Source organism: Winkia sp. UMB3158 (assembly GCF_030217145.1).
Taxonomy (GTDB): domain Bacteria; phylum Actinomycetota; class Actinomycetes; order Actinomycetales; family Actinomycetaceae; genus Winkia; species Winkia anitrata.
In genome coordinates this window covers 33,433-60,217 of record NZ_JASONH010000003.1, presented here as the reverse complement: position 1 = coordinate 60,217, position 26,785 = coordinate 33,433, and the positions used below count along the sequence as shown (strand labels likewise).

Here is a 26,785-nt window from a genome sequence, read left to right as displayed (position 1 = left end):
GGAAAGATAGTGCTCGAACAACTGGTACAAGTAGTCGCTTCACTGCTACTCGTGTCCCTAACGTTGGGAGCACTGTCGCCTACCCTTGCACTGGCAAGTGGCGGGGACCCGGTTCGTCCGGGTTCCCGCCCTGTCTTGTGGGGCACGGTGCTGGGGGCCCTGTTGGGGCTGGCGATGGTCATTGTGCACCTGTATTCCATTATTCGTTTTGACCGGCAGCACCTAACGCTGACTACCTTGGAGCCGACTATTGGCTTGGGGCTGGTAACGCTGGTGCTCATCTGGATCAATGGGCGGAAAACGCTGAAGGCGATGCCGCTTTCGCCCTCTGATAGGCCGGTCCGCCGCCCGTGGGCGCTGGCAGCCCAGCTGTGCGGTTCCCTGTGGGTTGTCCTAACAGTGTTCAGGGCCAGCCAGCAGGTTTACATGCAGGCACGCACCTTCGTTCCCGTGGGTGCCACTTTCTTTTCCACTCCCACTTTCTTGAACATTGTGGGCTACTGCCTGGGACTAGCGCTGGTGCTGGTGGCCGGACTGGGGGTCGCCCGCATGTGCCGCGTGCGTCCCACCTTCGCGCTAATCATTACTACCCTGTTCATGCTGCTCGTTAGCTCCGGGCACGTGTTTTTGCTGCTGCGCCTGTTGTACTCGATCAGGGCGATCTACCTGGTTCCTGCCGGCGTAGCATTTTTGACTTTCCTGGTAAACCACGAACCGATGCTCACTTTCGCAGCCGTGGCTATTACCGTTTGCGCCGCCATCTACCTATACGTACGAGGACGGGCACTAAAGATTTCCGGGCCGAACCCGGCTGCGAAGAGGCTCAAGAGGGCCCGCTCGCGCTCGATGCGCAGGGCAGGCTGGACCAACGTAATTGCCATGGTCATCTCGCTGATCGTGCTGACTGTGGGCGCTCACTTTGCTAGCGGCGAGATCCAGCTGTCCCCTCCGGAGGCATTCCAGGAAGAGGGCACCAACGTGGTGATCCCGCTAAAGCAGATTGACGACGGACACCTGCACCGCTTCGAGTACCCGACCAAGGATGGCACCAAGGTACGCTTCATCGTCATCAAGAAGGCCGGCAGCGCCTACGGCGTAGGCTTGGATGCCTGCGACATTTGCGGCGCCTCCGGCTACTACGAAAAAGATGGGCATGTCATTTGCAAGCTTTGCGAAGTAGCAATGAACATTGCGACCATCGGGTTCAAGGGCGGATGTAACCCCATCCCACTGGAGTACTCGGTGACTGAGGGCAAACTTACCGTCCCCAAGTCCGCCCTCGAAGGTTCGGTAAAGATTTTCAAGTAAGGCGGAATATATGTTTTTGCGAATGATAAAAGGAGCCCTATTCCGCCAACGTGGGCGAAGGCTCATGATCATGGCAACGGTAGCTCTGGGCGCCTCGGTGGCTACCGCAATGCTGTCTGTCATGTTCGGCGTTGGCGACAAGGTCTCCCAGGAACTGAAGGCTTACGGCGCAAATATTGTGGTTCGCCCCAAGGGCGCCGCGGTGATTCAGGACTTGTACAACTTCAAGCAGAGTCAACGCCAGCAGTCCTACTTGAAGGAAGATTCTCTGGGCAACATCAAGACGATCTTCTGGACCTACAACATTTTGGATTTCGCTCCCCTGCTGGACACTGACGCGCAGGTTGGCGGTAACACTGTGCGCGTGGTTGGCACCTGGTTCAACAAGCACATGGATCTACCGTCGGGCGAAAAGTATGACACGGGCCTGGAAAATCTGCGGGGCTGGTGGAAGCTGCAGGGCAACTGGCCGGTGAAGGGAGACACCAGGGGCGCCATCGTAGGTGCGAAGGTGGCCAAGGATGCGAACATCAAGGTGGGTGATACTTTCACCATTTCCGAGGAAGGCGCTTCCGCTGCCGTGACCGCTCGCGCGATCGTAAATACCGGAGGCGAAGAGGACCGGCAGGTGTACGCCGACATTTCGGTGCCACAACAGTTGCTGAAGAAGCCCGGCGCCGTGGGGCAGGTAGAAGTTTCGGCGCTTACTACCCCTGACAACGAACTGGCCCGCAAGGCAGCGAAGGACCCCAAGTCCCTGTCAATTTCCGAGAAGGAAACCTGGTACTGCACCGCCTACGTCTCTTCCATCGCCTACCAGATTGAAGAGGCGATCCCCGACTCGGTAGCCAGGCCGGTGCGCGCGGTGGCCCAGTCGGAAGGCACAATACTAGAAAAGACCCAGTTGTTGATGGTCTTGGTGACGGTCCTGTCAATGGCAGGATCCGCCCTCGCCATTGCCAACCTAGTGACCGCTAACGTAATGGAACGCGCCCGCGAAATTGGGCTCCTAAAGGCCCTGGGCGCACGCGACCGCGCCGTGGCCGGGCTGCTACTTACCGAAATCGTTCTGATCGGCTTAGTCGGCGGGCTCGTCGGCTATGGGGCGGGAATCGGACTCGCCCAGCTGATCGGCCACCTGGTCTTCGGCTCGTCCATCACGGTAATCCCCGCAGTGGCAGGCATCGTAGCCGCCCTCGCCCTACTGGTAGTGGTAGGCGGGTCCATCCCAGCAGTGCGCTTCCTGCTGAAGCTGCGTCCGACCGAAGTGCTCCACGGGAGGTAAATCGTGAACAAACGCAAAATGTTTCTGCGCATGGTCATGGCCTCCATCGTGCGCCGCCGCTCGCGCGTGCTGGTAGCGATGCTGGCTGTAGCAATTGGCGCTACTACCCTGTCCGCCCTCGCCACGATTGCGGTGGACGTGCCCCGGCAGATGGCCCGGGAGATGCGCTCTTACGGCGCGAACATGGTGGTGCTGCCACAAGGCGAAGGCAAGACGCTGGACAAGAAAGTCGTCCAGGACGTGTCCAAGCAGGTGCCGGACGGCTCGCTGGTAGGCGCTGTGGGCTACGAATACCAGCCCATCACCATCAACGACCTCCCCTACGTGTCGGTGGGCGCAGACCTGAACGCGGTCCGCAAAATGTCCCCGTACTGGTACGTAGATGGTGCCTGGCCGAAGAAGGCCGGTAGCGTCCTTCTTGGCAAGCAGATTGCGAACGCAACAGAGGCAAAGCGCGGCTCGCAGATCGAACTGACCAAGCTGGCTGAAAAGCAAAGCTCGCAGCCCAAGCAGCCCTCCCCCACCGCGAAGGACGGCAGCATCGACTATTCGAAGTCTGCCCCGGGAGCTGGCGGGAAGACGCAAAAGCTAACAGTTGAGGTGGCCGGCATCGTCGAAACTGGTGGCCCCGAAGACGGCTTCGTCTACATGTTCCCGCAGGACATGCAACAGTTGACCGGGCACCCGTTTGCGCTTACCGTAGCCGAATTCTCGATTGCGGCTTCTTCGGATTCGCTGCAAAGCCTGTCGGAGAAGGTGTCCAAGAACGCCGACTACACCGCCACCCCGGTAGCGCGACTGGCCCACTCGGATGCATCCGTGCTGGACATGCTGCGCTCGCTGATGGTCATCATCACGGTGATCGTGCTGGCACTGATCATGATCGGCGTGTCCACCACCATGATGGCGGTAGTGACTGAGCGGCGCAACGAAATTGGTTTGCGCAAGGCACTCGGCGCTGAAGATAAGTCCATTGTCACCGAATTCTTGGGCGAGGGCGTAGTCCTAGGCCTGGTCGGTGGCGTCGCCGGGGCGGCCCTAGGCTACGGCCTGGCACAGGTGATCTCGCTGAACGTTTTCCACCGCACTGTGGCCCTGCACTGGTCGGTCATCTTCGGCACGATCATCCTGTCCATCATCGTATCTACGCTGGCCAGCGCCATTCCTGTGCGCCGAGCCGTTGAAGTCGATCCCGCCCTGGTACTGCGCGGAGAGTAAGGAGTTCAAAGTGAGTGAAGACGCCCTCTTGCAGCTGCAAGGCGTATCGAAGATCTACGGCGACCTGCACGCCCTGGACAACGTCGACCTGACTGTAAAGCAGGGAGACTGGTTGTCGATCGTAGGCCCGTCCGGGTCTGGCAAGACCACCATGATGAACATTATTGGGTGCATGGACACGGCCTCGAAGGGCCAGGTTACGCTGGATGGCCACGACATTTCCAAGGCCAGCAAACACGATCTGACGCAATTGCGGCGCGAAACCATCGGCCTAATTTTCCAGCAGTTCCACCTGATTGGGCACCTGACCGCCCTCGAAAATGTGATGGTGGCCCAGTACTACCATTCGCTGCCCGACGAGAAGGAGGCGCTAGCCGCCCTTGATCGGGTGGGGCTGGCGGAGCGTGCCGGCCACCTGCCCTCGCAGCTGTCCGGTGGGGAGCAGCAGCGTGTTTGCGTTGCTAGAGCGCTGATAAACTACCCCAAGCTGGTGCTTGCGGATGAACCAACCGGCAACCTCGACGAAAAGAATGAGCGCATTGTGCTCGACATTTTCAAGCAGCTGCACAAGGACGGCACCACGCTGATCGTGGTGACACACGACACCACGGTGGCCAGCCAGGGTACCCGCGAAATTCGCTTGGACCACGGCAAGGTGGTGGGCGAAGCTAACCACAAGTTGGGCGAAGGCTTCGACCGCACCGGCATTGGGTCAATCCTCAAGGAGGCAAAGTGAGCGCAAAGAAGTCGCTGCAACTGGCAGCGTTTGGCATGTTGGGGGCCGTAGTACTAAGTGCCTGCACCCCGCCACAGTTGGTGGACATGTCCAAGCCGCTAAAGGACGGCACTTTCGAGGGCGCCTCTAACCCCGACGAACAGGGCGCGGTTGGTACCGTGCAGATCACCGTCAAGGACGGGAAGATCACCGACACGAAATACCAGACCAAGACCGCAGACGGGCAGGTCAAGGACAAGGAATACGGCAAGACCAAGGGCGGCGAGGTAGGTAACCAGGAATACTACGAACGCGCCCAGGCGGTGGTCCATTCCTACGACCAGTATTCGAAGAAGCTGACCGAGGTGGGCGACCCCACGAAGGTAGACGTCATCTCGGGAGCAACGGTAGCCCACAGTCAGTTCTTGCAGGCCGCGGTTCGAGCCATTTACAAGTCGCAGGGAGTCAAGGATGACGGAGCGGTAGACAGCATCGACGTCCCGTCGTTGAAGTTGGATGACGAAGACTACTAAGGCAGCTCTTTCAGACCGCAGCCGTTTTGCCGTCCCCACCATGGGGACGGTAGCTACAATTACCACCGCTACCCCGCTACCTGACTCGGTAAAGCAGAAGGTGGCGGGCGAATTGTTTCGCCTGGAACAGCTGCTGTCTAAGTTTTTACCCGATTCTGACATCTCGAAGTTGAACCGGGGCGGGTGGGTACAAGTCCACCCGATGACCGGCCGGGTACTGGTTGCCACCATGGACCTCGCTGCGCTCTCGCAGGGGGCCTTCTCTCCCCTGATCGGTCGGCTGGCCCAGTTATGGGACGTCAAAGCCTACCTGGCCGCGTTAGCTGCCGGAACGACGCCTACTCTCCCCTCAGAGGACGCCATCGCTGCGGCCCGTGCAAGTTGCTCCACAGACCTTCTAGAACACGGCGGCGGACTCCGTTTCCGGCTTCGCGAAGGTAGCATGCTCGACCTCGGCGGGGTAGCAAAAGGGTACGCGGCAGATCGGGTCAGGGACCTGTGCGAACAGGAGGGAATAGAGCGGGCCCTGGTAGACATCGGCACCTCCTCTATAGCCACGCTGGGAGGCCCCTGGACTGTGGGGATCCGTGCAGGGGTCGACTCCATTTCGCAGGTGGTAGAGCTTTCCTCCCACACTTCGCTGTCGACCTCCGGAGACTACTTGCAGTGCTTGCCCGAGCTGGTATCGGGGCAGGTGGTGCACCACATCATCGATCCGGCCACCGGGCGTCCCGCCGCGAGTGGCACCCGCCAGGTTAGCGTTACTTGCGCGGACGGGATGCGGGCCGAGGTCTGTTCCACGGCAGCGCTGGTGGGCAAGATGCCTCCTGCTCTATTCGAGGGCGTAACCGTAGTGGCCCGTTCCTAGTCAGCAATCACGGCCACAGTGCATCCAGCAACACGCCCCAGGGTGAAGGGGCAACCGTATAGGCTGGCAAGACACTTCTCAGTGGCTACTTCAGCTACCGGCCCGAATGCGGCTACTCGACCGCGTGCCAAGGCCAGTACCGATCCGCCCAAGTAGAAGGCGTGGTTTGGGTCGTGGGTGGTAAGAACAATGGTTTTGCCCAGTTGCTGGTTCAGTTCGCGCAATTGTTTTAGCAGCATATGGGCGCGGGCGGGATCTAGATGCGAGGTCGGTTCGTCTAGCACTATTACCTTGGTGTCCTGGGCTAGCGCACCTGCTAGGGAACAAAGTTGGCGTTCGCCTCCCGAAATCTGGGAGTAGCCTTTGTCTGCCAGGTGGGTGATCCCCATTGTTTGCAGACACTGCTGGGCCACCTCGCGGTCGGCTTTCGAGGGCGAAGCGAAGTACCCCTGCCTTCCAGTGCGGGCCATAGTGACCACCTCGAGCACCGAGAAGTTGAATGCGGCGCGCAGCTGCTGGGGCACATATGCCACCTGGTGGGCAATCTGCTTGGGGGTGAGCGCACTTGCTTCCTTGCCCTGCAATAAGACCTTGCCGCGACCCGGTTTCAGGGACCCTACTAACAGTTCCAAGAGGGTGGATTTGCCGATGCCGTTTGGGCCTAGCAGGCTCAATATTTGCCCCGCCTCGATGCGGAAAGAAACATCGTGTAACACCTGGTGGGACCCGTAGGAGAAATCTAGGTGGGCAACCTCGATCATTCGAAGCTCACCCGCCCTCGCACTATCAGGAATAGGAAAATGGGTACCCCCACGATGCCGGTAAGCACCCCTAGTGGCAGTTCCCCAGAGGTTAGAGTCCGAGCCAACAGATCGATTCCTAGCAGCATCGTGGCTCCCATGGACAGGGAGGCGGCAAATACTTTGCGCATGTCGTTACCTACTATCATGCGAGCGAAGTGGGGCACCACTACCCCTACCCAGCCGACGATGCCGGCCACCGAAATTACGACGGCCGCTAGTACGGATGCGGCAAAAAGAACGACGGCGCGTTCTGTAGTCACGTTGATGCCGATTGACCGGGCAAATCTGTCGTCAAAACTGATAGCGTTCAGCCGCCACAGGAACGCCGCTATCACTACCCCGGCCACGGCGAGGGCGGGCAGGATAGACAGCAGCTGCGCAGTTGAGATGGCCGAGATGGAACCCATCAGCCAAAAGACAATCTGGGGCAGTTTTTCGTACGGGTCAGCAACGAATTTCAGGAATGACACAAGGGAGGCGAAGAAGGCACCTACCAGCATGCCCGACAGGATCAACGTGACCGGTCCAGACCGGGAGGCATTAGCCAGTAAGAAGGTGAGCCCAACCGATACGATTGCCCACCCCACGGCACTGGCCTGGATCAGGATGGAGGAGGCTCCGAAGATGATGGCCAAGCCAGCCCCAAAGCCGGCTCCGTTAGCTACCCCGAGCGTGTAGGGCGAAGACAGCGGGTTGTGAAAGATGGCCTGGTATACGGCACCGGCCCCCGCGAGCGCCGCCCCCACTAGGATGGCAGCGCCGATGCGGGGCAGGCGAACCGTGTACAGCACAGTTGCCATCTGGGGGTCGGCTTTGCCTACCAATGCCGCTAATACCTGCGACAGCGGGATGGGGAAAGCCCCGATTGCCGCAGCTGCCAAGGCCAGCGCGACCGGCACTACTACGAATCCGATTGCGCTGGCCAGGCGGGTAGTTTTACTCACTGACTTTGCCCTTGAAGAGGACGCCGTAGAAGGTCTTGTAGAAGTCTTCCACCCTCTTCTGGACGTAGTCGGCGCTTACCAGGTTCGGGTAGAACTTGTGGGCGAAGTAGGGTTCGCCCAGGGCCATCGAATCGGTATCGGGGTTACCCCACGGCTTGGTCCAGTATGGGGCCTTGATGACGTTGCCCTCCTTGACCGCGCGCATCGCCTGCCACTTCGGCGCGGTGGTCACTTCCTTGTACACCTCCGGGTAGCGGTCCTGCACCACTACATAGTCGGGGTCCCAGGCAAGGGCCTGTTCGAAGTTGTACTGCTTGTACCCCTGGATGTCGTCGGCAGCCACGTTCTTTGCGCCTGCGCGCACCATCTGGGCGCCCACGTACTTGTCGTTGCCGTAGGTTTGTTCGCCCTCGTTAGCAACTAGCACCGTCTTGGGTTCGGCAACCTTGCCAACTTTGTCTTCTACATATTTGCGGGACTGCGTGGTGAAGTCCCACAGTTTCTTGGCCTTTTCTTCCTTACCGGTCAGCTTCCCCAAGGTCTTTACGGACCATTCCAGCCCGTCGGTGTAGGCCTTGTCTGAATCTGCCAGCCGCGGGTTCTGGGCTTCTTCCTGCTTGCCCTCGGCACGCAGGGACACCGTGGCGTAGGGGATCTTTAGGCCGTCGAGCTTCTTCAGGTCTGCGGGATTGGCTTGGGAGGCGACGATGACGATGTCAGGTTTCAGCGCTGCAACCTGCTCGACGTTCATGGAGTCGAGTTGCCCCGGAGTGGGCAGCTTCTCGATTCCCGGGAACACATCGACCATGTAGTCTCCAAGGTTGCGTTTCCACTTCTGTTCGATGCCCACTACCTGTTTTTGGGCTCCCAGCTGGGCAAGGATGTCCGCGCTGTGGTGTTGCAGCACAACCATACGCTTCACGGGGACTTTGACCGACACCTGGTGGTCGGCCTGGTCTGTAAATTTCAGTTCCTTAGAGGCCTGCTGACTTTGGGAAGCAGACGTCTTCGCATCGGTATTTTTGGCCTGTTCTCCACAGCCGGCCAATGCCGGCACGAGCGCTAGCGGCAGCAGTGCAGCCAGGATTCTAGAGGTTCGCATTGGTATATCTACTTTCTATAAACATTCCGCAAATCCAGTGCGGTTCTTCATAAATTCAATCATAAATGGCAAATTAGCTACCCCTATCCCGCATCTGCGGACTACCTCAGCCTAGAATACTGGTCTATTGGTTTTCGCTTTTTCTGGATCTTGCGCTAGACCAGAATTACCGCCAAGATTGAGTCATGACGAAAAACAATGTCGCTAAGGGCGACGCAGAAAAAGAAGTTCGTACCGGTTCCCCTCTAGTCAAGCGCGGCTTGGCTGACATGCTGAAGGGCGGGGTGATCATGGACGTGGTCACTCCCGAACAGGCTCGTATTGCCGAGGACGCAGGCGCAGTTGCCGTAATGGCTCTGGAACGCGTTCCTGCCGACATTCGCGCCCAGGGCGGCGTGGCCCGCATGTCCGATCCGGATCTGATTGACTCCATCATCGACGAAGTGTCCATTCCGGTCATGGCAAAGGCCCGCATCGGCCACTTTGTTGAAGCACAGGTCCTGGAGCACCTGGGCGTCGACTACATTGACGAGTCCGAAGTACTCTCCCCCGCCGACTACGCCCACCACATCGACAAGCACGATTTCAAGGTCCCCTTCGTCTGCGGTGCTACCAACCTGGGTGAGGCGATCCGTCGTATTGCCGAGGGCGCGGCCATGATCCGTTCCAAGGGCGAGGCCGGCACCGGCGACGTGTCGGAGGCAACCACCCATATTCGCACCATTCGCGCGCAGATCGCGAAGCTGCAGGCCACCTACCAGGCCAACCCCGAGGAACTGTACGTTGCCGCTAAGGAACTGCAGGCTCCTTACGAGATCGTCGAGGAAGTGGCACGCGAGGGCAAGCTGCCCGTCGTCCTCTTCGTTGCGGGCGGTGTAGCCACCCCGGCAGACGCGGCCATGATGATGCAGCTGGGCGCCGAGGGCGTGTTCGTCGGTTCCGGCATCTTCAAGTCCGGCAACCCCGAGGCACGCGCAAAGGCGATCGTGAAGGCCGTTGCCCAGTACGACGATCCGGCAGTAGTTGCCGACGTCTCTCGTGGCCTGGGCGAGGCCATGGTTGGCATCAACGTTGCCGACCTTCCTGCCCCGCACCGCCTAGCGGAGCGCGGCTGGTAATGAAGGCACAGGTATTGCCCGGAACCCGCCAGTCGGGTTCCGGGCCTACTATTGGAGTTTTGGCCCTGCAAGGCGGGGTTGCCGAGCACGCTCAGATGCTTTCTGACCTGGGCGCCACGGTGCGCCTGGTGCGGAAAGAAGCAGACCTGGAATCCCACCTGGATGGCATCGTGTTGCCCGGCGGGGAATCTTCTACCATTGACCGGCTGCTGAAGATCTTCAATATGAAGCAGCTGCTGGCCGACCTGTTGGCAGACGGCCTGCCCTGCCTGGCTACGTGTGCCGGCATGATTTTGGTGTCCAGGAAGGTGCTAGATGCCGCCCCTGGCCAGACCAGCCTGGGGGTATTGGATACGACCGTCTCTAGGAATGTCTACGGCTCGCAGACTGCCTCGGCAGAAGTAACCTTGGATACCACCTTGGGGCCCGTTCGAGGCGCCTTCATCAGGGCGCCGAAGATTGTGCGCGTGGGTGAGGACGTGCAGGTGCTCGCCAGGCGCATGCCCGAGCAGGGGGGCCTTGAAGAAGATGGCGACATTGTTGCCGTCCGTGGGAACAACATTGTGGCCCTGTCCTTCCACCCGGAACTAACCGGGGACGCCACCTTCCACACCGACCTGCTAAACCGTCTGGCCTAGCGGCCCTCCGCCCTCAGGCAGCTCTTAGTTGCAGCCTGGGGGCAACGGCCGCGAGTCGGCAGACCACCCCTTAGGCATGGGCCCGTCGTACCCGTCTGGCACATAGACGCAGGTGGGATCGCTAGCCAAGGGGTCGCCGGTAAGTGCGTATGCCGTTGACCTGGAACCGCCACAGAAGTGGTTGTACTTGCACACCCCGCACTTGCCGTGGAATGCCGAGGGCGTGCGCAGGTCGCGCATAACCTGGCTGTTGGCGTACAGGTCAGCCAAGGGGGTGTCTTTTACCGAGCCCACGTGAATGGGCAGGAACCCTGACGGGTAGACGCCCCCAACGTGGTCAATGAATACGAAGCCAGAGCCGGAATTGATAGCCAAGGGCGTGCGTGGCAGCCGCGGCTTGCGGGCGTGCGCCCCTATCAGCCGCGTCGTCTCCTCGCTCAGCCAGTGGTAGAGCTCGCCGCGCTCGGGCAAAGCCTCGCCCTTTTGCTGTGCTTCATCGCGCTGGAAGGCAACGCGGCGGTATTGGGGCGCCTCCGTGGTTTTGATGGCGATTCGGTCCGACACGTCATGCAACCAGTGCAGCACGTCCTCGCGTTCGGCAGGACTGAGCATGTTCAGCTGGGATCCGCGCCCGGTAGGCACCAGGAAGAACACGTACCACATGAAGGCTTCCAGCTCTATGGCCTTCGCCAGCATTGCCGGTGCCTCGTGAATGTTGCCGCGGGTAAGCGTGGAGTTTATTTGCAGGCGGAAACCTACCTCGTTGATCCTGCGGGTGGCTTCGACCGTCTTCTCGAAAGTACCCGTAATGCCCCGAAAGGCGTCGTGGGTTTCTGGGGTGGCTCCGTCCATCGATACCGACATGGCCTTGCCGCCCGCGTCGCGCAGAGCCTGCAGCCGTTCGCGGGTGAACAGCGGGGTCACCGAGGGCGAAATCGATACGGACAGGCCCAAATCAGTGCCGTATTGGACAAGTTCCACCAGGTCTTTGCGTTCAAAGCAATCCCCGCCGGTGAACACCACTAGCGGCCGCGGCTTGTCATATGCCGCCAGCTGTTCCAGGAGGTTCTTCCCCTGCTCAGTGCTCAGCTGTCCGGGGGCAGCGTGCGGCTGCGCCTCGGCACGGCAGTGTTTGCAGACGAGGGCGCAGGCTCGCGTCACTTCCCAAATTGCAATAAATGGCTTTTTCGTTAAGTCGTGTCTAATCTGGCGAACCACCGGGTGCTTACGCGTTTTTCCAGTTGAGAGGGCATGTGGGTGGGGAGCCATCGCTCACTCCTAAATTCGGGTTTTTGACAGGCGCATTTTACTCGTCAGAAAACACGTGTGGGCGGGGCCTTCGCCCCGCCCACATTCTTATGTGCTTGTAATGCCTATTCGGCCTCTACCTGTTCTTCCTGCTGGCCCTCTTGCTGACCTTCTAGGACGGTTTCGCCCAGGTGGTTGAACACGAATTCCAGCGGATTGTCTGGATCGACGTCAACCTGCACGGACTCGCCATCCTTGAAATCGCCAAACAGGATCTTCTCGGACAGCGGATCCTCGATCTCGCGTTGAATAGCCCTGCGCAACGGACGGGCACCGAGCACCGGATCGTAGCCCTTGTCCGCTAGCAGTTCGCGAGCATCGGCGGTCAGTTCGATCTTCATGTTGCGATCGGCCATGCGCTCGGAAAGCTGGCCCATCATCAGGTCCACGATGCGCACGATCTCGTTGCGCTTCAGCGGCGGGAACACTACAACCTCGTCCACACGGTTTAGGAACTCGGGGCGGAAGTGCTGCTTCAGCTCTTCCGAGACCTTCGAGCGCATGCGGTCGTAGTCGGTAGACAGTTCCCCAGCGGCCTGGAAACCGGTCATGACTCCCTTATTGATGTCGCGCGTACCCAAGTTGGTGGTCATGATGATGACCGTGTTCTTGAAGTCGACCAGGCGCCCCTGCGAATCGGTCAGGCGGCCGTCTTCCAGGATCTGCAACAGGGTGTTGAAGATGTCCGGGTGGGCCTTCTCTACCTCGTCGAAGAGGACGACGCTGAAGGGCCTGCGACGGACCTTCTCGGTTAGCTCGCCGCCCTCGTCAAAGCCGACGTATCCCGGAGGGGCACCGAACAGGCGGGAAGAGGTGTGCTTCTCGCCGAACTCGGACATATCCAGTTGGATCAGGGCGTCCTCGTCGCCGAACAGGAATTCGGCCAGAGCCTTTGCCAGCTCGGTCTTGCCGACGCCAGTAGGGCCAGCAAAGATGAACGAGCCGCCAGGACGCTTCGGATCCTTCAGGCCAGCCCTGGTACGGCGGATCGACTTGGACAGGGCCTTCACGGCCTCATCCTGGCCAATGATGCGCTTGTGCAGCGCGTCCTCCATGTGCAGCAGCTTGGCAGATTCGGTCTCGGTTAGCTTGAACACCGGGATGCCGGTAGACATTGCCAGCACCTCGGCGATGGATTCCTCCGTCACCTCGGCGATGCGGTCCATGTCGCCGGACTTCCACTCGGATTCCTTCGACGCCCGCTCCTCGGACAGCTTCTTTTCCTGGTCGCGCAGGGATGCAGCGGCTTCGAAGTCCTGATCGTCGATCGCCGATTCCTTCTTGCGGCGCACGTCGGCAATCTTCTCGTCAATCTCGCGAAGTTCCGGCGGCGCGGTCATGCGGCGAATGCGCAGGCGGGCACCGGCCTCGTCGATCAAGTCGATCGCCTTGTCCGGCAGGAACCGGTCAGAAATGTAGCGGTCGGAAAGTGTTGCCGCTGCCTTGATGGCCTCGTCGGTGATGATGACGCGGTGGTGCGCTTCGTACCGGTCGCGCAGCCCCTTCAAGATCAATTCCGTCTCTTCAACCGTGGGCTGTTCCACCCGAACCGGCTGGAAACGGCGTTCGAGGGCGGCATCCTTTTCGATGTGCTTGCGGTACTCGTCGTTAGTGGTGGCACCAATGGTCTGCAGCTCGCCGCGGGCAAGCATCGGCTTCAAGATGGAAGCCGCATCGATTGCGCCCTCGGCGGCACCCGCACCTACCAGGGTGTGGATCTCGTCAATGAAAAGAATAATGTCGCCGCGAGTGCGGATTTCCTTCAGTACCTTCTTCAGACGCTCTTCGAAATCGCCACGGTAACGCGAACCGGCCACCAGCGAGCCCATGTCCAGACTGTAAAGCTGCTTGTCCTTCAGGGTTTCTGGGACGTCGCCAGCCACAATCGCCTGTGCCAAGCCTTCGACAACGGAGGTTTTGCCCACGCCGGGTTCGCCAATAAGCACCGGGTTGTTCTTGGTGCGGCGGGAAAGGATCTGCATGACCCTTTCCATTTCGTTCTTCCTGCCAATAACCGGGTCCAGCTTCTGTTCGTGGGCCGCCTTGGTCAGGTTGCGCCCGAACTGGTCCAAGATGGCCGAGCCGGACTTTTGCCCCTGTGGCGAGGAGGAGCCTCCGACGCCGACGGTTTCCCCGCCCTCGGCCTGCCCGCCCTGGTAGCCAGAAAGCAACTGGACTACGTTGTGGCGCACAGTCTGTAGGTCAGCCCCCAGGTTGGTTAGCACCTGGGCGGCCACGCCCTCGCCCTCGCGAATTAGGCCAAGCAGAATATGTTCGGTGCCAATGTAGTTGTGGCCGAGCTGAAGAGCCTCGCGCAAAGACAGCTCGAGTACCTTCTTGGCGCGCGGAGTAAACGGGATGTGCCCGGGGACAGGCTGATCGCCCGAACCAATGATGGTCACTACTTCGTCGCGCACCTTGTCGCGGGATACGTCCATCATCTCTAGGGCTTTGGCGGCAACCCCTTCACCCTCAGTGATGAGCCCCAACAGTAGGTGTTCAGTGCCGATGTAATTGTGGTTGAGGTTTCGAGCCTCGTCCTGCGCCAGCACGATGACGCGGCGGGCCCGATCTGTAAACCGCTCGAACATGAAACTCCCTTTTGGCGATTGCAAAAACTGCTTCCATTATGGAGGCTTCGCGCGCCCCCTTGCGGCAATGTTCGCTGCCAGCACAGGTTAAAGGGCGCCCCTTTCGGTAGTGGGGACGCCCTTTAGGTTGACTATTTAGTGCCGCTAGTTGGCTCAGACCAGCGCTTTGACTTTAGCTGGCCGGATCATGGCGTAGACCGTAATCCCGGGCAGCGTAGCCACGTCCGCCACCGTCTCGAAGCCAAAGCGTTTGTATAGCCGCTGGCTAGCGGGGGTGGTCGATTCCAGGAACGCCGGAGCCGGGTCAGAATCGATGATGCCCAACCGGTACTGCAACAGCTTCGAGCCGATGCCCTGCCCACGCGCTTCGGGGGCCGCCCCGAGCGTGCGCAGGTACCAGTGCTTTTCCTGAGGGCGGAATGCTTCCACCTTGCTTTCGTGGAAGCGTTCGCGCCGCCCGCTTGGAGTAAAGCGTTCAAAAATGTCCAGCAGGGTGTTGCGAATCTTGTTCACCTTCCCGTCTGGAGACTGGGAGGTAAGGGCACCGATCACCTTGCCGGTTTCCTCGTCAATCGCCACGTCGAGTGTGGAGATGTAGCCGATTTTTAGGCCTAGCGTTACGTCTGCGGCCATAAGTTTGCGGCAGGCTTCTTCGCTGGGAAACATTGCCCTGCACGAGGGGTCGTTAGCGAAGGCATCTGCGAAAATCTGTGCGGCTTGTCTAATCTGTTCGTTACTATTTGCTTCTTGGATGCGAACCAATTTCTGTTTATTCCTCGCATTTCTAAATTTATCCGCTCTTCTAAGTTAGCAAAATTAGACAAAAACGCAAGCTATTGTAGGGCGAATCACGCGGGGCGGTTCTCTAGTTTCGGGCAAAATACTGCCGGGATGGGCAGCGAGTGGCAGCGTCCGCCGCAAATCATTGCAGATTACAGAAAACCCGATTATTGGTCGTTTTATCTGCGCTTTCAGGGGCGCAAAAATCAAAGAGTAAAAGGTTTTATTTTTTTCGTTTTAGCCATTTTCCTTTCGAGGCCAACGGGTTTTTCTATGTCGTCTTTTCAGGTACCCGCCCCGCCCACCCGCGCAGCTCAAATGGGGCACCGTATTCGCGTTACCATGGCTGTATGCGAGCACTCATCCAACGCGCAGAAGGCGCCAACGTAACGGTCGAAGGAAAGCAGCTGGGAGGCTTTACCGGGCAGGGATTGATGGTTCTGCTTGGTATCACCCACGAAGATGGCAAGGAACAGATAGATAAGGTAGTTCGCAAGATCGCCGATCTTCGCATTTTCGAGGACGAAACTTCCGCCAGCGACAACGACGCTCCCATTCTGCTGATCAGCCAATTCACCCTGTATGGGGACACTCGCAAGGGGCGTCGTCCGTCCTGGTCGAAGGCTGCTCCTGGGCAGGTAGCTGAACCGATATACGAGGCTGTCGCGGCTGGCCTTAGAGAGCGCGGCCTGCACGTAGAGACCGGCCAGTTTGGCGCCCACATGAAGGTTTCCTTCACTAACGACGGACCCTACACCGTACTGGTCGAGGCCTAGTCCCTATACTCTGTGTCTGCCGATGGGCAGTACCAGGGGCGCCCCGGAGGTTGGGTCGGCGATCACCCGGGCATTGATGCCAAATACCTGCCGCATATTTGCGGCCGTCACTACTTCGGCCGGACTGCCGGCTGCAACAATTTTGCCCGCCCTCATGGCGATCAGCTGGTCGCAGTAGCGGGCGGCCATGTTCAGGTCGTGTAGCACCATCAAGATGGTGGTGCCGCGTTCCTGGTTGAGTTCTACCAGCAGGTCCAAAATGTCCAGCTGGTTAGCTACGTCTAGGTAGGTGGTGGGCTCATCCAGTAGCAGCACGTCGGTATCCTGAGCCAGGGCCATGGCGATCCACACGCGCTGGCGCTGCCCACCCGATAGTTCCTCTATGGGCCGGTTCGAAAATTCGGCGGTGCCCGTCGCCTCTAGGGCGTGGGCAATGATCTGATAGTCCTGCTTGCTGTAGCGGCCCCACAGCCCAAGGTGCGGGTGTCGCCCTCGCCCAACCAGGTCAGCTACCGTTATCCCTTCTGGAGCAACCGGAGACTGCGGCAGCAGCCCCAGTACCTTAGCCAATTCCTTGCCGGTAAAGTCGGAAAGGGACTTCCCGTCGAGCTCCACGCGACCACTGGCCGGGGCCAGCAGCCTAGAGAGGGCGCGCAGCAATGTTGATTTCCCGCACCCATTGGGGCCCACTATTGCGGTAATTTTTCCGGGTTCTACCTGCACAGAAAGGTCTGTAGCGACCGGCTGCGCCCCGTAGGTTAGCGTGAGAGTTTTTGCCTGCAGTGAAGCCATTACAGCGTCCTTCCTTCCCTGTTGGCGCGCACCAGCAGCACCACCAAGAAGGGTGCTCCCAGGGCCCCGGTTATGACTCCCACCGGGTAGGAGGTTCCGAACGCAAACTGACCCACAAAATCGGACAGCAGCACCAGAGCCGCCCCTACCAGTGCGGCGGGGAACAGCAGCGGACTCGCCGGCCCGAATATACGTCCGGCAATTGGTCCGGCCATGAACGCCACGAATGCCACGGGCCCGCACGCGGCCGTTGCCACCGCGATCATCGCGACCGCGCACCCAATGAGCAGTAGTCGTTTGCGCTCTACCGAAACGCCTAGGCTGGCTGCGGAGTCGTCGCCGAGCCGCAACACATCCAGATCCCGCGCGTTCATTCCGAGGGCGACTAGTCCCGCTACGCAGATGAGCGCCACGGGCATGACTCGTTCCCAGGTTGCCCCGTTTAGCGACCCCGACATCCATCTGGCGGCCTGGTTTAGGTCCCACGCGGCCGCCCTCGAGAGGGCATAGGTGACCACGGAATTGAGCGCGGCCGCCATCCCAATGCCGATCAGGATGAGGCGGGTCCCCGCAAAGCCGTCGCGCAGCGACAGGAAGTAGATCAGCCCGGCTACTGCCAGCCCTCCCAGGAGCGCCCACGCCGACACCGCCATCGCGGAGAGGTCGAAAAACAGGATCGCAACAACGCCGGCGGCGCTTGCCCCCGCGGAAATTCCGATTACATCCGGGGAGGCCAGTTGGTTTCGCAGCAGAGTTTGGAAGGTGGTGCCAGCGGCCCCGAAGCATGCTCCGGCCACCACGGCGAGGGCGGCGCGCGGCAACCGTAGTTCCCCTACCGTGTAGGAGGCTCCCGGCACGTCGCGGCCGGCGATGACGCCCGCTACTTCGGCGGGGCTGTAGTAAGTCTGCCCGAACAGTAGTGAGGCCACGAATAGGCCGCCCACAATGGTGGCGAGGAGCGCCATTAGGCAGAGGCGGCGGCGCCGTAGGCGGGCGGAGCGCCTGCTGAGCTGTGTTGCCATTCCCATTACAGCGCCTGACCCTTCTGCCTGCGCACAATCCAAATGAAGAAGGGAGCTCCCAGTAGCGGCGTAATGATGCCTACGGCGATCTGCTCGGGACGGGCAACCACGCGTCCTACCACGTCTGCGGCCAGTAGCAGCCCGGCTCCTCCCAGTGCCGCAAACGGCAGCAGCCACCGGTGGTCCGGGCCGAGCAGCAGCCGAAATAGGTGGGGCACGATCAAGCCCACGAAGGCGATAGGCCCGGCCAGGGCGGTAGCTACCCCACACAGCACCACTGCCGCAATTGAGGAAAGTGCGCGGGTGCGAGCTACGTCCTCGCCCAATCCTCTGGCCAGATCATCGCCCAAGGCCATTGCGTTCAGCCCACGCGCGCAGGCAGTGGCCATTGCGAAGGCTACTACGAGGGCGGGGATGGCCCAGCTCATGCGGGTCCAATCGGCCCGGCCGAGCCCGCCAATCTGCCAGAAGCGGTAGGAGTCTAGCGCCTGCGCCCTGGGCAGCAAGATGGCGTTCGCGAATGACACTAGTGCCGCGCCGGTAGCCGCGCCGGCGAGGGCGAGTTTCAGGGGCGAGGGGCCGCCGCGCCCCAGGGAACCAATTGCGTATACTGCGCCAGCGGCCACGCCGGCCCCGATAATGGCCAGTAGCATCTGCACGTTAGGGCTGGTAATGCCGAAGAAGGCGAGGCCGGCCACCACCGCGAAGGAGGCTCCGGGCAGGACCCCGAAGATGCCTGGGTCTGCCAGTGGGTTGCGGGTTACTGCCTGCATTAGTGCGCCCGCTACGGCCAAGGAGGCCCCTACTAGCAGTCCGAGCAGGCAGCGGGGCAGGCGGGTGGAGGCGACGGCTTGGCCCACGCCCTCTTGCTTTCCTAGCAGTGCCGCCCACACGTCAGCCGGGCTGACGTTGCGCACTCCTAGGGTGATTTCTAATAAGCAGAGCCCTGCTAGCGCTACCAGCCCAACGCCTAGTAGCGCCCACCGCTTCTTGCCCTCTACCACCCGCTTTGGCGTGCTGTTACTTGAGGGCGCCATCTAGCAGGTCAAGGAACTTGCCGAATCCCCACTGCAGTCCGAGCGGAGACGGATTTGCTGCCGCTCCCAGATCGTCATTCTTCAGCACGGCTACGTGCCCGGCCTTCACCGCGGGAATGCGCCCTACTAGCGGGTGCTTTTGCATGTCGGCTACTAGCGAGGTCGGGTCGTCCTGCGGCCCGTAGGTGACTATCAAGTCCACGTCAGAGAACATTTCTGGCTTGTCCGAGGAAACCTCCTTATAGAAGCTGTCGGTGTTGCCCGAATACTTCTTCACAATGTCCGGTACGCCCATTCCGGCTTTTTCGAGGATGTCTGCACGCGGGTCGCCACTGACGTAGAAGCCCACCTTAGATAGGTCCGAGCCGTTCGTGCCGAAGGCTGTAAACAGCACCTTCTTGCCTTTCAAGTTCGGGTGCTTGGCCATCTGCTGGTCCACTTCCTTGTCCAGGTCGGCCAACAGCTGTTTGCCTTCCTTTTCCATTCCTAGCGCTTTCGAGTCCATGGTGACCATCTGCTTCATAGTGGTATTCCACGGCTTGTTCGGGTAGGCAACTGTGGGGGCAATCTTGGACAGCTTTTCGTAGTCTTCTTTTGTAAGCCCGGAGTAGGCGGCCAGGATCACGTCCGGCTTCGTATCGGCAACCTTTTCGAATTGGATGCCGTCGGTTTCGTCAAAGAGGACGGGCTTTTCCCCGCCCAGTTCTTCGACTTTTTGTTTTACCCAGGTGACCATGCCGTCCCCGTCGGCGTCACCGAAGGCGGCCTTGGGCATTCCTACCGGTTGAATGCCGAGGGCGAGGGGTACTTCCTGGTTGTTCCAGCCCACCGTTGCTACCCGTTTTGGCTTGCCGGTGATTTTGGTGGTGCCGAGCGCGTGGGTAATCGAAACGGTCTGGCCTTCCCCTTCGTTTTTTCCCGAGGACGCAGCGTCATTTTCCGCTGGCGAACAGGCAGTTAGGGCGAGGGCGGCGCTGGCTGCGAGGGCAGCTAAAATACGTAGCTTTTTCATTCTCACATTCACATTCGTAGCTGAATACTTAGGCCAACCTATCCTAGCGCTACGACAGTGGCTACTCCAGAGCGCGGCTCGCTCCTGGGTGAATTGATTGAAATATTGCCCGGATACTAACTGCCGCGCGGGGCAGCACCTGCACCCCGCGCGCAATTGTTTTGGTTAGGCCAGCCCCAGGCCCGCCTTTTGGCCTCCGGTCAGGCCCGCGGTTGAGCCTCGCAGCCCTGCCCCTGGGCGTTCGGTCGGAGACACGTCCGCTTTGCCGGCCGGGTCCACGATGTCGCTTAGTAGCCCGGCTACTCCGCCCACATCTACCTGCCCGCTCTTGGCAGACCGTTTCACTAGGGCCAGCCCAATGGGTCCGTCCTCGCAGTGGCGGGCAACAGAGGTGAGGGTTCCTACCTTCTTGTCCCCTACCTTTATTTCGGTACCCACCTGGGGTAGCTCGTCGGCAGAGCCATCGAGCGAGACAAAGGCGAGGCGGCGCGGCGGGCGCCCTAGATTCACAATGCGCGCCACCGATTCTTGCCCGCAGTAGCAGCCTTTGTGCAAGTGTACGGCTGTTCTTAGCCAGTCCAGCTCGTGGGGCAGGCAGCGGGCGTCTACCTCGCGCCCAAAGCGAGGCCGGTGGGCCAAAATCCGCATCGCTTCCCACGCGGCGATACCGGCAAGGGTCGGTTCGCCAACCTCGTAGCCCAGTTCGGTTTCCAGCGGGAACCCATCGTTGGCGTTCTTCAGCACGGCGGCTACGGCCTCTTCTAGGCTGGCGCGAGGGGCGAGCCAGATCGCAAACTGCAACGCGTCTTCAGGGGCGGGCCCGTAAGAGGCTCCCCCTTCGCATACTCCCGGCCACGGGTCTTCCCACACCAGTTCGCCAGCTAGGGCCCTCTGCAGCGGCCCACCCAGCGTGAATCCCATAGGGGCCAGATCGGTGGCGACCTCGACTTCGAGCCTGGACATAAAGCGCATTCGCAAGATGTAGTCGGCCATCTGCTCGGCACGGCCAGCGTCAGTTATCAGGTAGGCCACGTCGTGGCGATCAATAATTGCGGCCGAAAAAGCAACGTGCCCGTTGGCATCCAGCAGCAACAGTTCCCGCGACTGCTCACCAATGTCCGTCACTATCTGCGTGCTCAGCGTTGTCAGCAGCGTAAGCCTGTCCGGGCCGCTTACTCGCACTACACCGAAGTGGGAGAGGTCGGTAAGGCCGGCGCCTACCTGCAACGCCCACTGTTCTGCTACCGGGTCCCCGTAGTAGGCGGCTACTGCCTGGTCGGGGCCTTGTCCGCATACTCGCCCTTTGGCAAGCGCCGAGGGCGCGGGCGCGCTGGCAGGTGCATATTCGGGCTCAATCTGCATTTTCAACCTTCGCAAGACGGCCCGAGAAGTCCGTGCCACCCTGGTCGCCGCGGGCCACGTCCTGCGTCCAGAACAATTCGCTGTTTACGAGCCCAAACATGCGCGACGCCTTTGCCGGGGCAGCCGTGTCGGAGGCCAGTTTGATCGAGATTCGGGGGCCGGAAGCCATACCATCCCAGGTGCCGCTTGCCATGGGGTGGCCCTTGCTCGACACTTCGATGCTGGCCTGCACGGGACCCGAACCGGAGTCCGCCACGTTCCGCACCCTCCACCTGGCTTCTTCTTGCCAAAGCTGTTCGCCCTTTTCGAGGCCGCCTACGCCCTCGCGCGCCGTGGCGGTGACGGGAATATCGCCTTCCCTAGGCGTGGCTGCGTAAGTGGTGGTGGTTTGCAGCAATTCTTCGCCTTGAGCGGTGAACGTGATTTCTTGGATGATCATGTGGTCATCCCCATCTGGAACGACCTGCGAACCATAGCCGCGCCACGATCCGACTAGCCAGGCTAGCGGGTAGAGGGTGCGGGGCAAATCAGCATCAATAGTGAACATGCCCCCACCTTACCGATCTATGCGCCGGCTAGCCTAGCGAGGGCGTAGGCCGGGATGGACATTGCCAGCGGCATCATCAGTCCGGTAGCAATAAGGGCGCTGACTGGAACCGGTTTTTTGTCTAGGGCGCGGAAGTCTGCAACGAAGCCCTGCACAAAGAATGCGCCGGCGGACAGGACGGCTCCAAAGATTGGAAACAGCAGGTAGGGGCTGGACCAGGTTGCTGGCAGCGACGGCAGGAATACTTTCGTGGTGGCGTTCAGGGCAGAAGAATTGGTGATTATCACTGCCACAATTAGGCCAACCACTACCCCTGCTCCTAGGGATACGCCCAGTCGTTTTAGCCCGCGGCGGAAGAAGCCACCCACCGAGGCCACGATGATTACTAGCCCAACGGGCAGAGCCATCAGCTGCCACAGTGGGTCTTCCCCCAATGCCACCCAGGAGGCGCCCGCGGTGGCGATTGCCGCGCCGGTGGCCGAGCAGGCTACCGAGATTGACATGTGGGTGCGTTCCATCCCGCGCGAAATCTCGCCGATAAAGGTTGCTAGCAGTGCAAAAGAAAAGCACGCCGGCACCGAAGAGAAATCTTCGGTAAACATCAAAACAATCAGAGTCACGAGCGACACGATCAGTGCCACGGCGGAGGAGACCAGTGGGGCGGGGGCGTGCGCCGCCCTCCCCCAGGGGATACAGAAGCCGGCGACCATTGCCCCGACTATAGCGGCGAAGACCGGGAAGGGGCACAGCGCCCCGACGATCAGCGCCAACCCGGCGAAAGCGGTGGTCAGATAGAAGGCGGGCCGATTCGCAAGGACTTTCCCCCACGTCTCGGTAGTTCCTGCCGTTCTGGCCTTTTGCTGCTTTCTCACGCGCCTATAGTCTCATAAGTTCTGCAATTTTTTGCTTTCCTTCCCCGCTCGGCGCCTTTCGCTGGCGCTGCCCTTACTTTCCCCGGCCCTTTCTTTCTTTTCGAGGGCGAGGTATCTTCCCTGTTCGCGCCTTCGATTTGCTCAACTAACTTTTCCGTAACAGCTAGGACCAGCGCGTATGCATAGGTGGCGGACAACCGTTACACTAAAGGTGGCGTCGGACCGTTTTGCCCCGGGCTCCACTTATAGCCGCTACGAGCGGCCTTCGCGCCGACAGGCGCATCTCGGTCCGACGTCTTTTTCTATGCTCATGCGAACCTATAGCCCCGCCCCGAAAACGGTAGCGGGGCATTCAGGCCCAAAAAACACAAAAATGAAAGTGGGGTTCGTCACAGATTGTTGCGACGCCTGATTTGTTAACCCCAAGGTAAACGGCTATTTACCCGATGATAATTGCGCGACCACAAAAGCACTTCAAAACATTCATGGGACTATTTGAGATTTAACCCCTTAGATTCAAACTAGGCTTTTATTGCAATACCGCGAACGAAATGGAGTTTAGGCCGACATGTTCAACCGCATTTTTAAACGGTCGAAGTCTTCGGACGATTCATTCTTTGCTCTAATGGCGCAGACCGCGTTGCGGCTGAAAGACGCAACTGAGCTGCTGGCACAGATCATTCACGCGAATCCCGAGGATCGCCCTCCTCTTCGCGACAAGCTGCACGACGTGGAGCACGCCGCTGACGAGCTCACCCACCAGATTTCCCGCAAACTCAACCAGACTTTCGTCACTCCCCTAGACCGGGATGACATCCAGATGCTTGCCTACGCCCTAGACGATTGCGTGGATCAGGTGGACGAGGGCGGCGGCCTGATCGTCACCTACAACGTGGACGCCTTCCCCAAGCAGCTTTCCGTGCAGGTAGACGTGCTGCAGCGATGCGCAGAACTGACTGCAGACGCCATGCCCCGCCTGAACGGCCTTTCCGACTTGCGCGACTACTGGGTAGAAATCAACCGCCTGGAAAACGAGGGCGACGTTGCCTACAACAAGCTACTCGCCAAACTGTTCAACTCTGATCTAGATCCGATCGATATTATTAAGCTGAAGGACATCATCGATTCCTTGGAAGAAGGCATTGATTCCTTCGAGACTTTGGCAAACACGATCGAAACGATCGCGATCAAGGAGTCCTAAGCCGTGGAACTCACACTAGTCCTAGTCGCCCTGGTGGTAGTACTGGCACTAAGTTTCGACTTCACCAACGGTTTTCACGACGCTGCCAACGCGATCGCTACCTCGGTATCCACCCGCGCACTAACGCCGCGTGCTGCCCTAATCATGGCCGCGTCCATGAATATCGTGGGCGCGCTTTTAGGCACCGAAGTTGCCAAAACCATTGGTCAGGGCATTATCGACATCAGCCAGTACTCTGAAGCGGCAGATCCGAGCCTGCGCCTACACGGGCTGGTAATCATTCTGGCTGCCCTAATTGGTGCAATTACCTGGAACCTGATCACCTGGTGGTTCGGCCTGCCTTCCTCGTCCTCGCACGCCCTAATCGGCGGCCTGGTGGGCGCAGGTCTAGCCTCTGCCACCCAGGTGCAGTGGAGCGGCATTGTTGAAGAGGTCGTCATCCCCATGTTCGCCTCGCCACTGCTGGGCTTCGCAGTTTCCTACCTGGTAATGAAACTGGTTCTGGCCCTGTGCGCCAATCTGCAGTATCACCGTACAATGCGCCATTTCCGCATCGCCCAAACCATTTCGGCCGGGGCAATGGCCCTAGGGCACGGCCTCCAGGACGCCCAGAAAACAATGGGCGTCATTGTTATGGCACTGATGGCCGGCGGCTACCACGGCATTGACACTAATGGCGAACTAACCATCCCTCTGTGGGTGAAGCTCGCCGCAGCACTAGCAATTTCTGCCGGCACTTACTCTGGCGGTTGGCGAATCATGCGCACCCTCGGCCGCAAGGTCATCGAGCTAGACCCCGCGCACGGCTTCGTAGCCGAAACGGTTGCAGCCTCGGTACTCTACCTTGCCGCCTATGTCTTCCACGCCCCCGTTTCCACCACGCACACCATCACCGCCGGCATTATGGGCGTTGGCGCAACCCGCCGCCTGTCGGCAGTGCGCTGGGGAATGGCCGGCAACATCGCCGTAGCGTGGGTACTAACCATGCCCGCCGCAGCACTGGTTGCAGGCCTGCTATACCTGCCCCTACACCTGCTGATTGGGGCCTAACCCAAAAGTTTGCGCTCGCGGTCCGGGCGCAAAAAGTGCACACAGCTTTTTGGCTGTGTGCACTTTTCTTTGTCTTCTTTTTAGCCGAAGCGCCCGGACACGTAGTCTTCGGTTGCCTTGTTGGAGGGGTTCGAGAAGATCTTGTCGGTCTTGTCGATCTCTACCAGCACGCCGGGCTTGCCGGCACCTTCCAGGTTGAAGAAGCCGGTGCGGTCAGAGACACGCGCCGCTTGCTGCATGTTGTGGGTGACGATGACGATCGTGTAGTTCTCTTTCAACTTGATCATCAGGTCTTCGATCGCCAACGTCGAGATGGGGTCTAGTGCCGAACAGGGTTCGTCCATCAGCACTACCTTCGGGCGCACTGCCACTGTGCGGGCAATGCACAGGCGCTGCTGCTGGCCGCCGGAGAGCGAAGAGCCGGGCCGGTCCAGCCTGTCCTTGACCTCGTCCCACAGGTTTGCGCTGCGCAGGGATTCTTCGACCAGCGCGTCTGCGTCAGACTTGGCTAGACGACGCGAGTTTAGCCGCACCCCCGCCAGCACGTTCTCGTAGATGGACATGGTGGGGAACGGATTTGCCCGCTGGAACACCATGCCTACTAGGCGGCGCACCTGTACCGGGTCCACGTCCTTGTCGTAAATGTTCTTGCCTTCAATTAGCACTTCGCCCTCGACGTGGGCGCCGGGGATCGCTTCATGCATGCGATCTAGAGTGCGAAGGAAAGTAGATTTACCGCACCCGGAAGGGCCGATCAGCGCGGTGATCGAGTTCGGCTCAATTTCCATATTGACGCCGCGGACGGCTAGGAAATCGCCGTAGTAGATGTTTTCGTTGCGAACTTCAATGCGAGTAGACACTGCCATTTTCCTTTCGGGGTCTTAGTTGCGCCCCTTCGGGGCAACGGCCGTTGCAATTGCACGCGCAATAATGTTCAGGGCCATTACTAGGATGATTAGCGCGAGGGCGGCGGCCCAAGCACGCTGGTAGTTGATGTCGGCGATGCAAGTGCCACCGCCTTTACAGGGCACTAGGCCCTGCGAGTACTGCCGGTAGGCATACACCGGCAGCGTGGTCATCTGCCCCTTGAACGGGTCAAAGTTAATCCAGTTGACCAGGCCCGCGGTGAACAGCAGCGGGGCTGTTTCGCCAATGATGCGGGCGATTGCCAGCATGATCGACGTGGTGATGCCGCCAGCTGCGGTGCGCAGTACGACCTTCAGGATTACCCTCCACTTGGGCACGCCGAGGGCGAGTGCCGCCTCTCGTAATTCCTGCGGTACCAGCAGCAGCATTTCCTGACAGCCGCGCACCACGGTGGGGATCATGAGTACTGACAGTGCCACCGCACCTACGATGCCTGCCTGGTATCCGGGCTTTACTAGCAGCGCGAAGGCTGACAGGGCGAACAGGCCGGCGACGATCGAGGGGACGCCGGTCATGACGTCCACGAAGAACATGATTGCCCGAGCCAGCTTGTTGTTGCCGCCATATTCGGTAACGTACACGGCGGTGAATAGGCCAATTGGCGCCGATATGAGGGTTGCCAGGGCGGTGATGATCAGGGTACCAATGATGGCGTGGTAGATGCCGCCCGCATCCATGCCGCCCGAGACACCCTTCATGGACACTGCCACGAAGTAGGGGAAATCCCTGAGTAATCTGGCCCCGCCCCGAGCGACGGTAATCCACAGCAGGGACACCAGTGGGATCATGGCCAGGATAAAGCAGATCGAAACCACTACGGTCGAGATCTTGTCTTTGATTGCCCTGCGTCGGTTCAGACCCGGATCAGCAGGCGCGAACGGGTTATTCTTCGGGGCCTGCGGGCGGGCATCCGAGGACGAGGATGGGGCGAGCGCAGACGAGGAGCTGCGGGCCCTTGACGTATCAGACATTGGAT

Annotated in this window: 27 protein-coding genes; 12 read left to right on the top strand and 15 right to left on the bottom strand. The window is 60.0% G+C overall.

Annotated features, from left to right (window positions below; translation table 11 throughout):
• The first annotated feature begins 9 nt into the window (after positions 1-9).
• Genes QP400_RS03825 through QP400_RS03800 form a run of 6 tightly spaced genes read left to right on the top strand, consistent with a single transcriptional unit; the run spans position 10 to position 5,927 of the window.
• Complete coding sequence (locus QP400_RS03825; protein ID WP_004807255.1) at positions 10-1,308, top strand: Fe-S-containing protein; 1,299 nt, start codon at positions 10-12, stop codon at positions 1,306-1,308.
• Between the two features lie 10 nt (positions 1,309-1,318).
• The gene (locus QP400_RS03820; RefSeq protein ID WP_285462537.1) at positions 1,319-2,593 is read left to right on the top strand and encodes an ABC transporter permease; all 1,275 of its coding nucleotides are present in this window, start codon (positions 1,319-1,321) and stop codon (positions 2,591-2,593) included.
• A gap of 3 nt (positions 2,594-2,596) precedes the next feature.
• Entirely contained in the window at positions 2,597-3,811 is a 1,215-nt protein-coding gene (locus QP400_RS03815) for an ABC transporter permease (protein WP_004807252.1), read from the top strand.
• Between the two features lie 10 nt (positions 3,812-3,821).
• Positions 3,822-4,547, top strand: a complete 726-nt coding sequence (locus QP400_RS03810; protein WP_004807250.1) for an ABC transporter ATP-binding protein — start codon at positions 3,822-3,824, stop codon at positions 4,545-4,547.
• A complete protein-coding gene (locus QP400_RS03805) occupies positions 4,544-5,059 on the top strand; it encodes an FMN-binding protein (protein WP_004807249.1) in 516 nt (171 codons plus the stop codon). Before QP400_RS03810 ends, QP400_RS03805 begins: the two co-directional genes overlap by 4 nt.
• Entirely contained in the window at positions 5,043-5,927 is an 885-nt protein-coding gene (locus QP400_RS03800) for an FAD:protein FMN transferase (protein ID WP_004807246.1), read from the top strand. Before QP400_RS03805 ends, QP400_RS03800 begins: the two co-directional genes overlap by 17 nt.
• Here QP400_RS03800 and QP400_RS03795 read toward each other — a convergent pair.
• Genes QP400_RS03795 through QP400_RS03785 form a run of 3 tightly spaced genes read right to left on the bottom strand, consistent with a single transcriptional unit; the run spans position 5,924 to position 8,776 of the window.
• The gene (locus tag QP400_RS03795; RefSeq protein WP_004807244.1) at positions 5,924-6,688 is read right to left on the bottom strand and encodes an ABC transporter ATP-binding protein; all 765 of its coding nucleotides are present in this window, start codon (positions 6,686-6,688) and stop codon (positions 5,924-5,926) included. The genes QP400_RS03800 and QP400_RS03795 overlap by 4 nt on opposite strands.
• Complete coding sequence (locus tag QP400_RS03790) at positions 6,685-7,674, bottom strand: FecCD family ABC transporter permease (protein WP_004807242.1); 990 nt, start codon at positions 7,672-7,674, stop codon at positions 6,685-6,687. The genes QP400_RS03795 and QP400_RS03790 overlap by 4 nt, the downstream gene beginning before the upstream one ends.
• The gene (locus QP400_RS03785) at positions 7,667-8,776 is read right to left on the bottom strand and encodes an ABC transporter substrate-binding protein (protein WP_004807240.1); all 1,110 of its coding nucleotides are present in this window, start codon (positions 8,774-8,776) and stop codon (positions 7,667-7,669) included. Before QP400_RS03785 ends, QP400_RS03790 begins: the two co-directional genes overlap by 8 nt.
• A 185-nt stretch (positions 8,777-8,961) precedes the next feature.
• Here QP400_RS03785 and pdxS point away from each other — a divergent pair, with 185 nt between their 5' ends.
• On the top strand, positions 8,962-9,894 hold the full coding sequence (gene pdxS, locus QP400_RS03780; RefSeq protein ID WP_004807237.1) for a pyridoxal 5'-phosphate synthase lyase subunit PdxS: 933 nt from the start codon (positions 8,962-8,964) through the stop codon (positions 9,892-9,894).
• Complete coding sequence (gene pdxT / locus QP400_RS03775) at positions 9,894-10,532, top strand: pyridoxal 5'-phosphate synthase glutaminase subunit PdxT (protein ID WP_004807235.1); 639 nt, start codon at positions 9,894-9,896, stop codon at positions 10,530-10,532. The genes pdxS and pdxT overlap by 1 nt, the downstream gene beginning before the upstream one ends.
• 24 nt (positions 10,533-10,556) lie before the next feature.
• Here the strand turns inward: pdxT and QP400_RS03770 are convergent, their stop codons facing one another.
• The 3 genes from QP400_RS03770 to QP400_RS03760 form a co-directional block, all read right to left on the bottom strand.
• Entirely contained in the window at positions 10,557-11,801 is a 1,245-nt protein-coding gene (locus QP400_RS03770; RefSeq protein WP_004807233.1) for a TIGR04053 family radical SAM/SPASM domain-containing protein, read from the bottom strand.
• A gap of 104 nt (positions 11,802-11,905) precedes the next feature.
• On the bottom strand, positions 11,906-14,431 hold the full coding sequence (locus QP400_RS03765) for an ATP-dependent Clp protease ATP-binding subunit (RefSeq protein WP_004807232.1): 2,526 nt from the start codon (positions 14,429-14,431) through the stop codon (positions 11,906-11,908).
• 153 nt (positions 14,432-14,584) lie between these two features.
• Positions 14,585-15,097 carry a GNAT family N-acetyltransferase gene (locus QP400_RS03760; protein ID WP_141740545.1) on the bottom strand — a complete coding sequence of 171 codons (513 nt, stop codon included), beginning with the start codon at positions 15,095-15,097 and terminating at the stop codon, positions 14,585-14,587.
• An 81-nt stretch (positions 15,098-15,178) separates the two neighbouring features.
• On the opposite strand from QP400_RS03760, the gene QP400_RS03755 reads away from it, so the two are divergent.
• Positions 15,179-15,601 carry a hypothetical protein gene (locus QP400_RS03755; protein WP_146002923.1) on the top strand — a complete coding sequence of 141 codons (423 nt, stop codon included), beginning with the start codon at positions 15,179-15,181 and terminating at the stop codon, positions 15,599-15,601.
• Positions 15,562-15,987 carry a D-aminoacyl-tRNA deacylase gene (gene dtd, locus QP400_RS03750; RefSeq protein ID WP_004807228.1) on the top strand — a complete coding sequence of 142 codons (426 nt, stop codon included), beginning with the start codon at positions 15,562-15,564 and terminating at the stop codon, positions 15,985-15,987. The genes QP400_RS03755 and dtd overlap by 40 nt, the downstream gene beginning before the upstream one ends.
• 3 nt (positions 15,988-15,990) lie before the next feature.
• Here the strand turns inward: dtd and QP400_RS03745 are convergent, their stop codons facing one another.
• The 7 genes from QP400_RS03745 to QP400_RS03715 all read right to left on the bottom strand — a co-directional run bounded on the left by QP400_RS03745 (position 15,991) and on the right by QP400_RS03715 (position 22,631).
• On the bottom strand, positions 15,991-16,779 hold the full coding sequence (locus QP400_RS03745) for an ABC transporter ATP-binding protein (protein WP_004807225.1): 789 nt from the start codon (positions 16,777-16,779) through the stop codon (positions 15,991-15,993).
• On the bottom strand, positions 16,779-17,807 hold the full coding sequence (locus QP400_RS03740) for a FecCD family ABC transporter permease (RefSeq protein ID WP_004807223.1): 1,029 nt from the start codon (positions 17,805-17,807) through the stop codon (positions 16,779-16,781). Before QP400_RS03740 ends, QP400_RS03745 begins: the two co-directional genes overlap by 1 nt.
• On the bottom strand, positions 17,807-18,838 hold the full coding sequence (locus QP400_RS03735) for a FecCD family ABC transporter permease (RefSeq protein ID WP_004807222.1): 1,032 nt from the start codon (positions 18,836-18,838) through the stop codon (positions 17,807-17,809). Before QP400_RS03735 ends, QP400_RS03740 begins: the two co-directional genes overlap by 1 nt.
• The gene (locus QP400_RS03730) at positions 18,822-19,850 is read right to left on the bottom strand and encodes an iron-siderophore ABC transporter substrate-binding protein (RefSeq protein WP_004807220.1); all 1,029 of its coding nucleotides are present in this window, start codon (positions 19,848-19,850) and stop codon (positions 18,822-18,824) included. The genes QP400_RS03735 and QP400_RS03730 overlap by 17 nt, the downstream gene beginning before the upstream one ends.
• Positions 19,851-20,015: 165 nt before the next feature.
• The gene (gene ygfZ / locus QP400_RS03725) at positions 20,016-21,212 is read right to left on the bottom strand and encodes a CAF17-like 4Fe-4S cluster assembly/insertion protein YgfZ (RefSeq protein ID WP_004807219.1); all 1,197 of its coding nucleotides are present in this window, start codon (positions 21,210-21,212) and stop codon (positions 20,016-20,018) included.
• Positions 21,202-21,759 (bottom strand): heme-binding beta-barrel domain-containing protein, encoded by a 558-nt coding sequence (locus QP400_RS03720; protein WP_004807217.1) that lies wholly within the window; start codon positions 21,757-21,759, stop codon positions 21,202-21,204. Before QP400_RS03720 ends, ygfZ begins: the two co-directional genes overlap by 11 nt.
• A 17-nt stretch (positions 21,760-21,776) precedes the next feature.
• Positions 21,777-22,631, bottom strand: coding sequence for a hypothetical protein (locus QP400_RS03715; protein ID WP_004807216.1), 855 nt, complete (start codon positions 22,629-22,631; stop codon positions 21,777-21,779).
• A gap of 568 nt (positions 22,632-23,199) precedes the next feature.
• Between QP400_RS03715 and QP400_RS03710 the strand changes: the two genes are divergently transcribed.
• The gene (locus QP400_RS03710; protein WP_004807214.1) at positions 23,200-23,832 is read left to right on the top strand and encodes a DUF47 domain-containing protein; all 633 of its coding nucleotides are present in this window, start codon (positions 23,200-23,202) and stop codon (positions 23,830-23,832) included.
• A 3-nt stretch (positions 23,833-23,835) separates the two neighbouring features.
• Positions 23,836-24,882 carry an inorganic phosphate transporter gene (locus QP400_RS03705; protein WP_004807212.1) on the top strand — a complete coding sequence of 349 codons (1,047 nt, stop codon included), beginning with the start codon at positions 23,836-23,838 and terminating at the stop codon, positions 24,880-24,882.
• Between the two features lie 80 nt (positions 24,883-24,962).
• Here QP400_RS03705 and pstB read toward each other — a convergent pair whose 3' ends face one another.
• Together pstB and pstA are read right to left on the bottom strand one after the other, a co-directional pair.
• Positions 24,963-25,742, bottom strand: a complete 780-nt coding sequence (gene pstB / locus QP400_RS03700; protein ID WP_004807210.1) for a phosphate ABC transporter ATP-binding protein PstB — start codon at positions 25,740-25,742, stop codon at positions 24,963-24,965.
• A 21-nt stretch (positions 25,743-25,763) separates the two neighbouring features.
• Positions 25,764-26,780, bottom strand: a complete 1,017-nt coding sequence (gene pstA / locus QP400_RS03695) for a phosphate ABC transporter permease PstA (RefSeq protein WP_004807208.1) — start codon at positions 26,778-26,780, stop codon at positions 25,764-25,766.
• Between the last annotated feature and the right edge of the window lie 5 nt (positions 26,781-26,785).

Bases quoted from the DNA above. Each gene is read 5' to 3' on its own strand.
- QP400_RS03760 (WP_141740545.1), bottom strand. From the start codon at position 15,097: ATGTTTCCCAGCGAAGAAGCCTGCCGCAAACTTATGGCCGCAGACGTA.
- pdxT (WP_004807235.1), top strand. From the start codon at position 9,894: ATGAAGGCACAGGTATTGCCCGGAACCCGCCAGTCGGGTTCCGGGCCT.
- QP400_RS03740 (WP_004807223.1), bottom strand. From the start codon at position 17,807: ATGGGAATGGCAACACAGCTCAGCAGGCGCTCCGCCCGCCTACGGCGC.
- QP400_RS03785 (WP_004807240.1), bottom strand. From the start codon at position 8,776: ATGCGAACCTCTAGAATCCTGGCTGCACTGCTGCCGCTAGCGCTCGTG.
- QP400_RS03795 (WP_004807244.1), bottom strand. From the start codon at position 6,688: ATGATCGAGGTTGCCCACCTAGATTTCTCCTACGGGTCCCACCAGGTG.
- QP400_RS03765 (WP_004807232.1), bottom strand. From the start codon at position 14,431: ATGTTCGAGCGGTTTACAGATCGGGCCCGCCGCGTCATCGTGCTGGCG.
- QP400_RS03730 (WP_004807220.1), bottom strand. From the start codon at position 19,850: ATGAAAAAGCTACGTATTTTAGCTGCCCTCGCAGCCAGCGCCGCCCTC.
- QP400_RS03735 (WP_004807222.1), bottom strand. From the start codon at position 18,838: ATGGCGCCCTCAAGTAACAGCACGCCAAAGCGGGTGGTAGAGGGCAAG.
- QP400_RS03800 (WP_004807246.1), top strand. From the start codon at position 5,043: ATGACGAAGACTACTAAGGCAGCTCTTTCAGACCGCAGCCGTTTTGCC.
- QP400_RS03820 (WP_285462537.1), top strand. From the start codon at position 1,319: ATGTTTTTGCGAATGATAAAAGGAGCCCTATTCCGCCAACGTGGGCGA.
- QP400_RS03745 (WP_004807225.1), bottom strand. From the start codon at position 16,779: ATGGCTTCACTGCAGGCAAAAACTCTCACGCTAACCTACGGGGCGCAG.
- ygfZ (WP_004807219.1), bottom strand. From the start codon at position 21,212: ATGCAGATTGAGCCCGAATATGCACCTGCCAGCGCGCCCGCGCCCTCG.
- QP400_RS03720 (WP_004807217.1), bottom strand. From the start codon at position 21,759: ATGTTCACTATTGATGCTGATTTGCCCCGCACCCTCTACCCGCTAGCC.
- QP400_RS03770 (WP_004807233.1), bottom strand. From the start codon at position 11,801: ATGGCTCCCCACCCACATGCCCTCTCAACTGGAAAAACGCGTAAGCAC.
- pdxS (WP_004807237.1), top strand. From the start codon at position 8,962: ATGACGAAAAACAATGTCGCTAAGGGCGACGCAGAAAAAGAAGTTCGT.
- dtd (WP_004807228.1), top strand. From the start codon at position 15,562: ATGCGAGCACTCATCCAACGCGCAGAAGGCGCCAACGTAACGGTCGAA.
- QP400_RS03710 (WP_004807214.1), top strand. From the start codon at position 23,200: ATGTTCAACCGCATTTTTAAACGGTCGAAGTCTTCGGACGATTCATTC.
- pstA (WP_004807208.1), bottom strand. From the start codon at position 26,780: ATGTCTGATACGTCAAGGGCCCGCAGCTCCTCGTCTGCGCTCGCCCCA.